The sequence below is a fragment of the Alteromonas sp. 14N.309.X.WAT.G.H12 genome, from assembly GCF_036697315.1.
Taxonomy (GTDB): Bacteria; Pseudomonadota; Gammaproteobacteria; order Enterobacterales; family Alteromonadaceae; genus Alteromonas.
On the sequence record NZ_JBAHZB010000008.1, the window covers coordinates 25,458 to 39,630 of the forward strand.

Annotated in this window: 13 protein-coding genes; 4 read left to right on the forward strand and 9 right to left on the reverse strand. The window is 48.4% G+C overall.

The genetic code is table 11. The features are described 5' to 3' along the window. Positions 1–50: 50 nt before the first annotated feature. From rplI to V5298_RS05020, 4 genes are all read right to left on the reverse strand, one after another. Positions 51–503, reverse strand: a complete 453-nt coding sequence (gene rplI, locus V5298_RS05005; protein WP_332930377.1) for a 50S ribosomal protein L9 — start codon at positions 501–503, stop codon at positions 51–53. Positions 504–524: 21 nt separating this feature from the next. Then, the gene (gene rpsR / locus V5298_RS05010; RefSeq protein WP_070126454.1) at positions 525–755 is read right to left on the reverse strand and encodes a 30S ribosomal protein S18; all 231 of its coding nucleotides are present in this window, start codon (positions 753–755) and stop codon (positions 525–527) included. A gap of 11 nt (positions 756–766) precedes the next feature. After that, positions 767–1,165: a 30S ribosomal protein S6 gene (gene rpsF, locus V5298_RS05015; RefSeq protein ID WP_216024280.1), complete on the reverse strand. Its 399-nt coding sequence runs from the start codon at positions 1,163–1,165 to the stop codon at positions 767–769. 167 nt (positions 1,166–1,332) lie between these two features. Beyond that, positions 1,333–2,205 carry a DMT family transporter gene (locus V5298_RS05020; protein WP_332930378.1) on the reverse strand — a complete coding sequence of 291 codons (873 nt, stop codon included), beginning with the start codon at positions 2,203–2,205 and terminating at the stop codon, positions 1,333–1,335. A gap of 230 nt (positions 2,206–2,435) precedes the next feature. Between V5298_RS05020 and V5298_RS05025 the strand changes: the two genes are divergently transcribed. Further along, positions 2,436–3,329, forward strand: a complete 894-nt coding sequence (locus V5298_RS05025) for a sugar phosphate isomerase/epimerase (protein ID WP_332930379.1) — start codon at positions 2,436–2,438, stop codon at positions 3,327–3,329. A 77-nt stretch (positions 3,330–3,406) separates the two neighbouring features. On the opposite strand, the gene acnA is transcribed toward V5298_RS05025, so the two are convergent. Further along, the gene (gene acnA / locus V5298_RS05030) at positions 3,407–6,118 is read right to left on the reverse strand and encodes an aconitate hydratase AcnA (protein ID WP_332930380.1); all 2,712 of its coding nucleotides are present in this window, start codon (positions 6,116–6,118) and stop codon (positions 3,407–3,409) included. A gap of 203 nt (positions 6,119–6,321) precedes the next feature. Between acnA and V5298_RS05035 the strand changes: the two genes are divergently transcribed. From V5298_RS05035 to V5298_RS05045, 3 genes are all read left to right on the forward strand, one after another. Next, positions 6,322–6,792: a cupin domain-containing protein gene (locus V5298_RS05035; RefSeq protein WP_332930381.1), complete on the forward strand. Its 471-nt coding sequence runs from the start codon at positions 6,322–6,324 to the stop codon at positions 6,790–6,792. A gap of 83 nt (positions 6,793–6,875) precedes the next feature. Then, complete coding sequence (locus tag V5298_RS05040; RefSeq protein WP_332930382.1) at positions 6,876–7,544, forward strand: haloacid dehalogenase type II; 669 nt, start codon at positions 6,876–6,878, stop codon at positions 7,542–7,544. A 107-nt stretch (positions 7,545–7,651) separates the two neighbouring features. Then, positions 7,652–8,812 carry a pyridoxal phosphate-dependent aminotransferase gene (locus V5298_RS05045; RefSeq protein ID WP_332930414.1) on the forward strand — a complete coding sequence of 387 codons (1,161 nt, stop codon included), beginning with the start codon at positions 7,652–7,654 and terminating at the stop codon, positions 8,810–8,812. Positions 8,813–8,898: 86 nt separating this feature from the next. On the opposite strand, the gene V5298_RS05050 is transcribed toward V5298_RS05045, so the two are convergent. The 4 genes from V5298_RS05050 to V5298_RS05065 all read right to left on the reverse strand — a co-directional run bounded on the left by V5298_RS05050 (position 8,899) and on the right by V5298_RS05065 (position 14,028). After that, on the reverse strand, positions 8,899–9,984 hold the full coding sequence (locus V5298_RS05050; protein WP_332930383.1) for a class I mannose-6-phosphate isomerase: 1,086 nt from the start codon (positions 9,982–9,984) through the stop codon (positions 8,899–8,901). A 105-nt stretch (positions 9,985–10,089) separates the two neighbouring features. Further along, positions 10,090–11,331 carry an NRAMP family divalent metal transporter gene (locus tag V5298_RS05055; RefSeq protein WP_332930384.1) on the reverse strand — a complete coding sequence of 414 codons (1,242 nt, stop codon included), beginning with the start codon at positions 11,329–11,331 and terminating at the stop codon, positions 10,090–10,092. Positions 11,332–11,363: 32 nt separating this feature from the next. Further along, positions 11,364–12,560: a mannonate dehydratase gene (uxuA, locus tag V5298_RS05060; RefSeq protein ID WP_332930385.1), complete on the reverse strand. Its 1,197-nt coding sequence runs from the start codon at positions 12,558–12,560 to the stop codon at positions 11,364–11,366. A 10-nt stretch (positions 12,561–12,570) separates the two neighbouring features. After that, on the reverse strand, positions 12,571–14,028 hold the full coding sequence (locus tag V5298_RS05065) for a mannitol dehydrogenase family protein (protein WP_332930386.1): 1,458 nt from the start codon (positions 14,026–14,028) through the stop codon (positions 12,571–12,573). Positions 14,029–14,173 lie beyond the last annotated feature (145 nt).

A 14,173-nucleotide genomic window follows, 5' to 3' on the forward strand; every position in this document is an offset into this window, starting at 1 on the left:
CCGCTACCCGGTAAGGTAGCGGTTTTTTTTAACGTTTAAAACGTTAAATCTTACGCTTCGGCAACGATAACCAGTTTAACGGATGTCATTACGTCAGAGTGTAACTGAAGGTCAATGTCGTACTCACCGATTTCACGTAAAGTACCTGTAGGTAACTTCACTTCGGCTTTCACAACTTCTACGCCAGCCGCAGTAACTGCGTCCGCGATATCACGAGTACCAACAGAACCGAACAGTTTGCCTTCATCACCAGCAGGTGCAGCAATAGTTACTTCACCTAATTCAGCAATTTTATCAGCACGAGCTTGTGCGGCATTTAACTCTTCAGCGATTTTCGCTTCCAGATCTGCACGACGAGCTTCAAACTTTTCGATGTTTGACTTAGTTGCAGGTACTGCTTTTCCTTGCGGGAATAAGAAGTTACGTGCATAACCAGCTTTAACGCTTACCTGGTCACCCAGACCGCCAAGGTTGGCGATTTTGTCTAATAAGATGATATCCATCTAAATTTCCCCTTTCGCCAATTACTTGTTATGAGAATCTGTGTACGGCAGCAGCGCAAGGAAGCGCGCACGCTTAATAGCTGTAGACAGCTGACGCTGATATTTAGCACTTGTACCAGTAATACGGCTAGGAACGATTTTACCGCTCTCAGTAATATAGTTTTTCAGTGTAGCAATATCTTTATAATCGATTTGCTCAACACCTTCTGCAGAGAAACGGCAGAACTTACGACGTCTGAAAAAACGAGCCATGATTGATCTCCTTACGCGTTATCTTCAGTGGTTTCAGGTTTCTTTTCTGCGCGCTCAGTGCGAGGTGCAGAATCGTCACGACGCTCACGACGTTCTTCCTTCATCATAGGAGAAGGTTCAGTCACAGCGTTTTTAGTGCGCATAACCAGATTACGTAGGATCACATCGTTAAAGCGGAAAGCATTTTCCAGTTCGTCAACGGCTTCAGCAGTGGCTTCGGCGTTAATCAGAACATAGTGTGCTTTATGAAGCTTTTCGATTGGGTATGCCAATTGACGACGACCCCAGTCTTCTAAACGGTGAATTTGACCACCGTCTTGCTTCAAAATAGTGGTATAACGCTCGATCATACCAGGTACTTGTTCACTCTGATCAGGGTGAACCATAAATACGATTTCGTAATGACGCATTACACGCTCCTTACGGTTGTAGCCTCGACAGCACAGCCAGACTGTATGGAGACAAGGAACTTAAGTGAGATAGCTGTAAGGGCGCGCATTATATAGATCAATTGCTCACTACACAAGCAAATACCACGGCATTTTCGCTTTAAAGGGAAAGCCCAACGCCTCCCGCGCTAACTCACCACTAGGATAGCCACGCCAACTAATGCCACAAGAGACCACATTAGGGTACTGCGGTGAATTTTATCCCCCATTAATGCAGCAACACCGAGGGAGAAAATCGCACTGGTGGCAATCAAGGTTTGCACGATGCCCGCTTTGGCATTGGCAAAGCCCAGCATTTGCAAATACATGGCAAACACCGTACCTAACAAGGTTGCAATGGCGAGCAGACACCAGGCGCGCTTACCGGGGTTAAACTTAGGCAGCCACCGTTCCCGTCGCCACAGCATCATCAGCGCCACCATCACGATGCCACCGGCTAAGCGCCAGCACGCCGCTTCGGTGGCATTAATGTCATAGCCCGTGAGGATATCTCGGCTGATTACCGCTCCCACCGCTTGGCAAACCGCAGCGCCGGCTGCATACAAATAGCCTGCCGAAGGCGTAATATGAGGCGAGGTACGACGGGTAGATTTTATTACCATATCCACCGCCAAGATCACCACGGCCACTCCCAGCCATTGCCATGCATTTAACCATTCTGAAATCCACACCATAGCCAGTAAGGCAGCAAAAATGGGCGCCAGTGTTTCTGTGACCAACACCGACTGGCTGTCGCCAATACGTTTTAAGGCTAAAAAGAAGCAGGTATCGCCGATGCCAATACCAATGACGCCACTTAGCAATAACCAGCCATAACCACTTGCGGGCAACGAGGCTGCAGGTACGAAAAACACACAGACTAGGCCCAGCAAAACAAAGGTAACCACGCCTTTCCAGAAGTTCATACACAGGGCAGAAAAACCACCACCAGCCTGACGGAATAAGCGCGCCGCAATGGCCCAGCACAGTGCGGTAGAAAGGGCAGCAAGTTCGCCGATCATAATTGTCTTGGTGTTCAATTCGAAAAACGGCATGCTACCAGAAAGACGGCCTTAGAAGCACGCAATTGTATGATTGCGATCAGAGTCCAGAGCCGGTTTATGTGATACATTGCCGTGGTATTTTATGGGGTTTATTCAATATAATACCTCAAACAGCCCTGAGTCAGGCGGCAGGAGCCGCAGAACGTGTTGCCTCAGAACCACCGAGTAAAGCCAAGAAGGAGCAATGAATGGGAAATAAAAATAGCAGGCCTAGTACTTCTTCCAATCCCCACGCCCCAGTGTCGGCTCAACGCCGCCAACTGTTTAAACTTGGTGCCGCAGGTCTGGGACTTGCCGCCTTTCCCGGCGCCGCTTTTGCCCAAGCCAAACCGGAAATACGGGTGGGTCTGCAACTTTATACCCTTCGGGATATGATGGCAAAAGGTGTCCCAGGCGTGCTGAAACTGGTTGCGACTCTAGGCTATAAAGAGCTTGAATTCGCCGGTTATTTTGGTCATTCCCCCAAGGAAATACGCAAAATTATCGATGGCGAAGGGCTTTCTGCACCATCAAGTCATGTTCCCCTCGACTTGTTAAGAAAAGGCGGTATTAACCAGCTCATCGAAACGGCACAGGAAGTGGGCCATAAATACCTGATTATTCCCTACCTTACCGAAGCCCAACGGGGTTCAACCATCGACACCTACAAAAAACTGGCCGAAGAATGCAATGGGTGGGGCGAAGTCTGCAACAGCCAAGGGCTAAAACTGGCGTATCACAATCATTATTTCGACTTTCAGCCGGTGGACGGTATTGAACCTTACGACGTACTGCTTAACGAAGTAGACGCTAAAAACATGACCATGGAAATGGATTTATACTGGGTAATAAAAGCCAAAAAAGATCCACTAAGTTATTTTAAACACTATCCAGGGCGTTTTAAGTTATGGCACATTAAAGACATGGACGCCCAAGGTCAGTTTGCCGATGTGGGCACAGGCACCATTGACTTTGGGGCTATTTTTAAAGCTCGAAAACAAGCTGGCGCAGAGCATTTCTTTGTTGAAAGAGACCAAACCGACGACCCACTACAAACCATTCAACAAGGCTACAAAGCCGTGTCGGCCCTACTTAAACGCTAAAAAAACGCCCACAAATGTGGGCATTTTTATCGCAGATATTGATGCAGTGGTTGTCTTTCACCTACATATTTAAACAGCTACTTATTTAGGTAGTCGCGGATCACATAATGTAAAATACCGCCGTGTTCGAAATAGGTAAACTCATTGGCCGTATCGATACGCACGTCCATTTTAAAGGTACGGTTTTCCCCGGCATCATTGGTCACTGTTACCGTCACTTCTTTTTGCCCTTTTGTTACCCCTTCGATGGTAAACATTTCATCACCTCGCAGCGATAAACTCTGGGCACTCTCATTGGGTTTAAACTGTAGCGGCAATATTCCCATGCCAATTAAGTTAGAGCGGTGTATACGTTCATAGCTTTCCGCTAACACCGCTTTTACCCCTAACAAAGAAGGACCTTTTGCCGCCCAGTCCCGACTTGACCCCGTGCCGTATTCCTTACCACCAATGACAATAGCAGGCACCTTGTCATCCTGATAGCGCATAGCGGCATGGAAAATCGACATCTGATCACCGCTGGGGAAGTGAGTTGTAGCACTGCCCGTTGTGCCCGGTGCCAACTGATTTTTCAATCTAACATTGGCAAAGGTGCCACGCATCATCACTTCGTGATTGCCTCGCCGTGAGCCATAGGAATTGAAGTCTTTCGGCGTAACGCCTTGTTCCTGGAGGTATTCACCGGCGGGACTATCCGGCGCGATGGCACCTGCCGGAGAAATATGATCCGTGGTAATAGAATCGCCGACTTTCACCAAGCAACGGGCACCTTCAATTTGGGTAAGTGCTGCCGGTTTTTGCTCCATATTGGCAAAAAATGGCGGCTGTTTAATATAGGTGGAATCGGGCCAGTCATACACAGAGGTTTTTGACACTTTTAGGTTGTTCCAAATGTCATTGCCTTTAAACACATCCGCATATTTTTCTTTAAATAAATCGGCAGACACATGGCTGTTGATCAGGGATTGAATTTCTTCTTCCGTTGGCCAGAGATCACGCAGGTAAACAGGCTTACCCTCTTTGCTTGTGCCAAGAGGTTCACGGGTAATATCAACACGCATATTGCCTGCTAAGGCATAGGCCACAACCAAAGGCGGCGAAGCCAGATAATTGGCAGCCACATCGGGGTGAATACGGCCCTCAAAATTACGGTTACCCGATAACACCGACGTCACCGTTAATTTGGCTTTTCGTATGGCACGGCTAATGGTTTCAGGTAATGGCCCCGAATTCCCAATACAGGTGGTACAGCCATAACCCACCAGGTTAAAGCCCAGTTTTTCCAGTGGTTCCATTAAACCGGCATTTTCAAGATATTGAGTCACTACCTGAGAGCCCGGCGCCAATGACGTTTTTACCCAGGGCTTTCTGGTTAAACCTAGCTCCACCGCTTTTTTCGCCACCAGCCCGGCCCCCATCAACACCGAAGGGTTCGAGGTATTTGTACAACTGGTAATGGCAGCAATAACAATAGCGCCATCATCCAAATTGAATTTCTCGCCATTGAAGTCGACATAAGAGTCCTGCTCTTCGTCCACCTCAGCCATGTCACCGCCTTCTGCCACAAACTTGGCTTCTTCTTCCAACACTTTGACGTCAATTTGTGACTGATACCAGGACGTAAACGCCTGTGCGGCTTCATCTAAGGCAATGCGGTCTTGGGGCCGTTTCGGGCCTGCCAAAGAAGGCACCACCTCGCTTAAATCCAGCGTGAGGGTTTCGTGGTACACGGCATCTTTACTGTGGTCGTCATGCCACAACCCGGCGGCCTTGGCGTACGTTTCCACCAGCGCAATATGGGATTCATCCCGCCCTGTGAGACGCAGATAATCAAGTGCCACACTATCAACAGGGAAGATACCGCAGGTCGCACCGTATTCCGGAGCCATATTCGCAATGGTGGCGCGGTCAGCGGTGGTCAGGTGCTTAATACCCGGCCCGTAGAATTCCACAAATTTGCCCACGACACCATGAGCGCGAAGCTGTTCGGTAATGGTTAACACCATATCGGTGGCGGTCACCCCAGGATTCAGTTTGCCATCTAATTTAAATCCCACCACGGAAGGACGCACCATGGTCACAGGTTGCCCCAGCATGGCAGCTTCGGCTTCAATACCGCCTACCCCCCAGCCGAGTACCCCCAAACCGTTGATCATAGTAGTGTGGGAATCGGTGCCCACCAAGGTATCGGGATATACCCATTGTTTACCGTCTTTTTCAAGGGTAAAGGCGCAACGGGCCAGATATTCCAGATTCACCTGATGCACAATGCCCCGACCGGGCGGCACAACCTTAAAGTTATCAAAGGAAGACTGCCCCCACTTTAAAAACTGGTAGCGCTCCTGATTCCGCTCAATTTCAATATCGGTGTTCTTTTTAAAGGCATCCTCAGAGGCGAAATAATCCACCATCACAGAATGGTCGATAACCAACTCCACCGGGTTTAACGGGTTAATGGTTTCGGCTTGCCCGCCTAAGCGGCTTACTGCATCGCGCATCGCCGCCAGATCCACAATCGCAGGGACACCGGTAAAATCCTGTAAAATAACCCGTGCCGGCACAAAGGCGACTTCATGCTGACTATCATCTTGGGTATCCCATTTTGCCACTAATTCGATATCTTCACTGGTGACAAAATCCTCATCCTCATGTCGAATAAGGTTTTCAAGTAGGATCTTGATACAAAACGGCAAGCGATCTAAATCGTATTTTTCACTGATTTTCTCAAAGCTGACGGCGGTATAAGCCTTATCAGCCACTTTAATTTCGGTAGTTTGACGATATTTCATAGTCTCATACTTCCTTAGGGTTCCCCGCACTAACAAACCAGCTGGGGAATGAATGAATACCTATACATACGCAAAATCATAGCGAAAAAGTTCACCTTAATAAGGTAAGGTTATTTTGGTTATTTTTTAACAAAAATACTGTATTTTTTTAACGTTAACGCTATCCTTGATGATGTCTAAATAACCCGTATAAAACACAAATTATGAGCAGAGTACTCCATCCCCTTATTGAAAAACTCCAGCTTCAGCCGCATCCAGAAGGCGGTTACTATCGTCAGGTTCACTGTTCTGAGCAAGTGGTAAACTCACCGGTTCACAACATAAGTCGTCCCGCCATTACACATATTTATTTTTTGCTGTTGGCCGGTGAAGTTAGCCGCTTCCATCGGGTACTCCATGATGAAGTTTGGAGCCATTACGCCGGTGCACCGATACGCCTGTATCATATTCATCAGCAGCAATTGCGGGAACAACGCCTTGGTGGCGGATCACATGATTATGCTGCGGTTATTCCCGCGGGGGATTTTCAGGCGGCGGAGTCCACCGGTGAATACAGCCTGGTTGGTTGTAGTGTGGCCCCAGGCTTTGATTTTGCCGACTTTAGCTTCATTGATGAACCCGCATTGAAGCAGTGGATAGAAATCGCCCACCCGGATATGACCAAATTTCTCTGATCCGGTTTATTTTATGGATCTAATGTACCTAAAACGCTGTAATAACTGCATGTAAAGATCAGCAACTATGACAGGTATAAAGTGTGACGCCTAAAACCCTTATTTTTGATATTAATGAAACCCTGTTAGACATGGACGAGGTGAAATCTGCCGTGGCCAGCGCACTGGGCAACGATGCACTGGTTCCCTTGTGGTTTTCTACCCTGCTACATTACTCGTTGGTTGAAACCACCTGCGAACGTTTCCATGACTTCAGTGATATAGGCGCCGCGGCCATGGTGATGGTAGGCCATAGCCAAGGGATCGCTTTGGACATGGAGACCGCCCGTTCGTACATTGTCCCGGCCATGACAAGCATTCCTCCTCATCCGGATGTGTTAACGGGCCTGACGCGACTCAAAAAAGCCGGATTTAGCCTTGTCGCGCTGTCCAATTCATCAAAGGCCGGACTGGATCATCAACTGGACAATGCCAAGCTCGCCCCCTTGTTTGATAGCATCTTGAGTGTTGAATCTGTACGTAAATATAAACCCAGTGCCTCTGTCTATCATTGGGCCTGTAACCAGATCGTCGCCAAACGAAAAGAAACCATGATGGTGGCTGCCCACGGCTGGGATACCAGTGGCGCAAAAGCGGCAGGTTTACTGAGCGCATTTGTGGCGCGGCCGGGGAAAATGGAGTATCCCTTAGGCTTAGCTGCTGATATGACCGTCAAGGATATCCAACATTTAGCCGACATACTTATTGGGTAAATAAACCGCCCTTCGATACCCCAACGCCCTTAAGTGACCTCGATGGCTGATTATCTCCAATGACGCTGGTATCATAACGCCTCATTTTTTGTGAGACCGTTGTAGTGATTACATTTTCCCATAGAGCACAGGCCATAGCGCCTTTTTACGCCATGGCGTTTTCCGAAAAGGCCAGCGCACTGGAAAAACAGGGGCACCCTGTTATTAAGCTTAATATTGGCGAACCGGATTTTGGTGCACCGCCCCCCGTTGCAGAAGCGATGCAAGAGATTGTCAAACACGGCGACTTGCCCTACACCTCTGCTTTGGGGTTGCCCGCCTTACGGGAAGCCATCGCCCATTTTTACCAGTTGCGTCATCAGGTCACTGTTAACCCCAACAATGTGGTGGTCACAGCGGGCGCATCAGCGGCACTATTGCTGGTATGCGCAGCCCTTATTAACGAAGAAGATAAGGTGATGCTGGCAGATCCGGCCTACCCCTGTAATCGCCAGTTTATTCGTTGCTTTGGTGGCAAACTCAGTAGCGTGACCACCGATGCCCATAGCCGTTTTCAACTTAGTGCCCACAGCGTAAAAGCACACTGGCAAGATGATATTAAAGGGATCATGGTGGCCTCGCCATCCAATCCCACCGGCACTTCCGTGCCCGAGTCGGACATGCAAGAGATCCTCCATTTTGCAAAAACCCAAAATGCCTGGCGTATCGTGGATGAAATCTACCTAAATTTAAGCCACGCAGAGGTACCCAAGACGGCGTTAGCGTATGACAAAGATGCTATTGTCATTAACAGTTTTTCAAAGTACTTTGGCATGACCGGATGGCGTTTGGGTTGGTGCGTGGTGCCCGATGCGATGGTCCCCATTATGGAGCGGCTGGCACAAAATCTCTATATTTGCCCGTCAACACCGGCTCAACATGCCGCGTTAGCCTGCTTTACGCCCGAAACCCTCACCGTATGCGAACGCCGAAGAGACATATTGATTCATCGTCGCCACCGGGTATTGGCTGGGTTAGAAAAAATTGGACTGAATGTGGATGTAAAACCCGACGGTGCCTTTTATGTTTACATTAATGTGGAGCAAACAGGCTTATCGGCAATGGCATTTTGTGAACAGTTGTTGCAGCAGCAATTTGTGGCGCTAACCCCCGGCAATGATTTTGGTGAGGCAACGGGAGATCACTATGTACGTTTGTCTTTCGCCGCGGCGGAACATGAGTTAGATGAGGGGATTGCCCGGATCGGCAAATTCTTACGTAGTTTATAGCCCGACGTTGGTCATCCTTGGCTACCTGAAGCCCTACTCCCTGCCTCCTATGACATACAGCAGGCAGGGAGCAAACAATCACTTGGCTATTCTGTGTTACCGGGGTAACACTCCAGAATAGACAGGGTACGACCCGCTTTTGGCAAATATTCAAAGTCGGTAATACCCGCAGGACAGAAAAACCGATCCCACTGTTTTAATGTAGTGATCTCATCGCCAACCCGCAATTCGCCCTCACCTTCGGTCACAATACCGTAGAAAAAGGCGTCTTCTTGTCGCGCAAAATCACTGTTCACTGTGGCCCGGCGTACTGTAAAACAAGGTGTATCCTTTGCGCCGATCAACTGTTCCAGCTGATTCCCTTTATCATCTTCATGTAAGACAAATGGGTGACAACGAAATTCCTTATCCACGTCCTCGATCCCCACGGGATCGAAATTAAACACATCCAGTGCGGTTTCAATGTCCCTCCCCATAAAGCGCGCTTGCTCTGGAATTTCATAGCCACAACGCTCAAACTCAAAACGCACGGCTAAATCCGATGGCTCCATGATTTCAAGCATCAAAATGCCTTCCCCTAAGGCATGGGGACGGCCTCCGGGAATAAGAAATACATCGCCGGGTTTTACCGGGATTTTGTCAAAGCAGCTTTCGATGGCCTCGATGTTTTGGGTTTCAATCCATTCCTTTAACTGCTCGCGGCTAGGCGAACGCTGAAACCCAGCATAAATGTACGGGGTTTCTACCTCTTCGCGGGTTTGCAAAATTACGTAAGCTTCGGTTTTGCCTCTGGGCATGCCTAAACGTGCCTGGGAAAACGCCCTTGTAGGATGAGCCTGAAAATGCAAGCGCGTGGAGCTATCAAGATATTTAACCAGGGGAATATCATCGAAAGAACGCACGCCGTTTTCATCACAACCTAAAAAATAGTCTTGCTTGGCAGCCAACAGATCCCGAAACGGCACTCGGTTGCCTTGCTCGTCAGGTACCATGGCCAACCCTTCGGTGATGTGCTCTCGCCCAACGTTTCGGGCTTCTACCGTGGAACCAATCCAATCTTCAGGAAAACTGGAATCAGTGGGGCATTCTTTACCTTCGATGGCATCGAGCAATTTACCGCCTTGGTAGGTTCGCCAAACACGGTTTGCGGTGAACTTAATAATTTGATTCATGGTAACTTTTCCATTGCCTGAATTGAAAATACGGCACGTAGGTTTATCCCCCTTACGTGCCCGTGCACACAGCCTGAGCTCACAGGCGTTGAAAAATACGCTGCGTTAAGCTTGGTGTAAGGTATTTAAAATACCGTTAATACTCATGTAACTCATGATCAGAGCGAAGCCAAAGATTAATACCAGCAACCCATTGGTCACTGGGGAAAACGCATGCTCTTTCATCAAGCTGCGCTTATTGCCTATGTATATAATGCTGGCTACCGTGGCAGGGAGTAGCAGTGCACCAAACGCCTGAGAGGCCACCATAACCACGATGGGTTTAGCATTAAAGATAGGCACCACCAGTCCTAACAATGAGATTGCCAACGCGATTAAACGATAAATAGGCCGTGTTAAATCGGTTTTACGTTGATGGTAATCGTCTAACAGCCATGGCAATAACGCCACATTGGGAAACTGGGACGACACCCCAGCGGCAATAAGCCCAAGGGTAAAAATGGTTACCGCGGCTGCGCCTGCTAAGGGTTCTAACAGATTAATCATTTGTGTAACCTGGGTAAGCTGAATCCCTTGAGCATACAAGGCCCCGGCGCCGGCGGCCATGATAGACGCACTCACCACAAACATCAGAAAAGCGGAAAACAAGGCGTCGGTGTTTTGGGTACGTAAATCGGCCATGGTCCATTTGGCTTCCTGCACTAAAATTGAACGCAAAATGAACAAGCCCGAGAACACCGTGGTGCCCACCATAGAGGCGATCACTAAAAACGCATTTTTATCCGGGCCGGTTTCTGGCACCGTGGGCACCAAGCCTTTAAGGATCGTCATTGCCGGCGGCATAAGCATAAAGAAGTTAATCAAAAAGCACACCGCCATAATGGCCACAAATACAGCCAATACCTTTTGAAATACATCGGTTTTTCCAATTAGAAAAATAACATATACAAAGGCAATAAAGAAAATCGCGAAGTAAATTGGCGCAATGCCACCCTCAATAAAGGTTTTCGACCATTCGTAACACACATCGGCCAAAATGCCCATTACCCCCATGACGCTGCCACAAATTTGGGTGGTTAGTGCAACAATGAAAAAGATACTCACTGCCGGATGAATGTGTTGTTTGAATGCTTGTAAGGCTGTCATCCCTGTGACGAGGGTAAACTTACCAAACAGTTGAATGAGAAAATAGGTAATGGCACAGGAGATGAGAATGGTCCATAACAGTGACATGCCATAATCTGCGCCAGCTTTCGCCATTGCGGTTACACTACCCGTACCAACCGTAAATCCAAACAGGTAGATGCCAGGCAATAGACGTTTTATTATCGTATTTAGTTTATCCATAAAGCAGGTACCGCATTGGTTGTTTATTGCATTTAGGTGCGTTTTGACAGTGCGCGGATCACACCACGGATCTCGGCCAAACCTTTAAGACGACCAATGCCGGAGTAACCAGGATTTACCGATTTGCCGATGTCATCCATCATCTGATGCCCATGATCAGGACGAATAAATATCTCTTCGCTGTCCGGTGCCGATGCGCGGCGACGTTCTTCTGCCAGTAGCGCATCAATCACCGACACCATATCCACATCACTGTCCAAATGACTGGCTTCATAAAATGAGCGCTGCTCTTGTGGATCACGAGACACCCCCCGTAGATGGGAAAAGTGGATCCGTGGGCCAAATTGGGAGGCCATTGCAGGCAAGTCGTTATCCGGTCGGCTACTGTAAGTCCCCACACATAGAGTCATGCCATTAGACGGGCTCGGCAAGGCATCAAACAGAATATTCAGATCATCGGCGGTACACACAATGCGGGGAAGGCCCAGCATATCCCGTGGCGGATCATCAGGATGGATGGCCAGTTTGACACCCAGAGCTTCTGCCCGGGGCAAAACTTTTGCCAAAAATGAAAACAGGTTATTTCTTAGGGTGTCAGCACTGACATCTTTGTAATTGGCCAACATGGCTCGGAAGTCGTCAAGCCCGTAACTATCCGTCATTCTGCCGGGTAAGCCAGCAATGATATTATTGGTTAGCTGCTCGCGCTGGGCCTCATCCATGCTGTCGTAAACCCGTTTGGCCTCAGCGATTTCCTGTTCGGAATATTCCTTTTGTGAGTTTTCACGTTGCAAAATGAATAAATCGAAGGCGGCGAATTTAGGTTGATCAAAACGCAATGCGTAAGCCCCGTTTGGCAAACGGTATTGCAGATCGGTACGTGTCCAGTCAATCACCGGCATAAAGTTATAGCAGATGGTTTTGACCCCACAGGCCGCCAGGTTTTCCATGCTGGCGATCCAGTTGTCCACGTATTTTTCATGCCCGGGACGGGCCAACTTAATATCTTCGTGCACCGGAATGCTTTCTACCACCGTCCAGCGCAGTGGAGTCATGCCTGGTTCACAGGCTTCGATAACCTTTTTATAAGACTGAATATCTTCTTTTGTCCATACTTCACCTGCTGGTACATGGTGCAAGGCACTCACAATATCGGTGGCACCGGTCTGTCTTATTTCATCAATAGTGACAGGATCATTCGGTCCAAACCATCTCCACGACTCACGCATAATACACTCGCTATTTCAAAGAGTTAAAAAAGGTTTTCAACGCAGCTTCTATGCCCGAGGCAGCAATGCTGCGTTGATATTCTCGGGCTTGCTCCATAAACCCTTTGTGTTGATAAAAGGCGAATTTGTCGGCTTCAGCAACGCGAAGCAAATCGGCAACATCAACCACCTCTTGTTGTTGTACGCAGGCACTAAGACGGGCTTTTTGGGGATCGTTTAGCGCCTTATTGGCCACCGCTTTATCCACAAAACACGCCCATGCCGCGACGGCAAAGGCCAGATAGGACACATCGGCATGCTGACTTAAGGCATCATCAATAGAGGGAAACCAGCGCTGCTGAATTTTTTGAGAGCTGTCGCTGCCTACCTGGAGCACACGATACGGTAAGTGATGATTGCGAAAACGAGTAAATACATCCTGTATGTAAGTATCGCCACTCATATTGGAAGGAACATGGGTCACCGGTAATACATTTAAGCGTAAGGCTTCATCAGCAAAGCGGGCCAGCAGCGGGCGCGCCATGGCTTGATGGATAAAGTCATCCCCCATCAAATACCCCATGACAGCTAACATGGAATGGCTGGCGTTTAAAAAGCGCAATTTCACCTTTTCAAAGGCACTGATATCCGCCACCAAGAGCGCGCCGGCTTGTTCTAGGGGGGGCTTTTTACCTGCAAAATGATCTTCGATTACCCATTGAGTGAAAGGCTCAGCTGACACAGGCGCGGCATCGTGCACTGTGAGTTTTTCAGATAATTGGCGAACTAAGGCGTCATCGGTGGCAGGGGTGACCCGATCCACCATGGAAGAACTAAAGGCAATCTGTTCGTTCACCCAATTTAAGGTGTCAGGGCTATGCGTTGTAAGCATTAATGCCACCCCTTCACGCAATCGCTCACCACCACGGTTAAGGTTATCGCAGCACAAAATGGTTAGGGGTTGCTGGTGACTTTGATATCGCTTAATGAGCGCTGCGGCCAAAAAACCGTAAGTGGTTTTCGGTGCCTCAAGGTTAGCAAGATCGTGGATAATATCGGGGTGTGTTCCATCCACCTTGCCATTACCAAGACAGTAGCCTTTTTCCGTAATGGTGGTGGTAACCAGTTCCGTCGCTGAATTGGCCACCGCATCGATGACGTCCTGGGGCGTCTGTGGTGCCACCAGTATTTTTAAAATAGCGCCGATAACACGTAGCTGGGTTTGCTCGCCCACTTCCGCTAAGGTGTACAGGTAATCTTGGGGTTCCAGGTTGTCACGCATACCCGAAGAGCGCATGGAAACTCCGATAATTCCCCACGCTTTTTCGCCCTCATTAAGCAAAGCATCAAAATAGGCCGCTTGATGAGCACGATGAAAGTTTCCTACGCCAAAATGCACGATACCCGCAGAAACATCCCCTTTGGCACAGCCGGGCGTTTTTACTTCAGAAGGTAGTGTCGCCAGCGTTTGCCGCGATAATCTGTCCATTTCCGCCTCATTTAATTCTTAATCGTTTCGAAAAAAATACAAAATTCAGCGTGAATTCGACAAATTGATATGACCAATAAGAAACTATTTAACAGACAAATCACACTAAATTAACAATCGCGATTATGACCAAATATGTAAAATA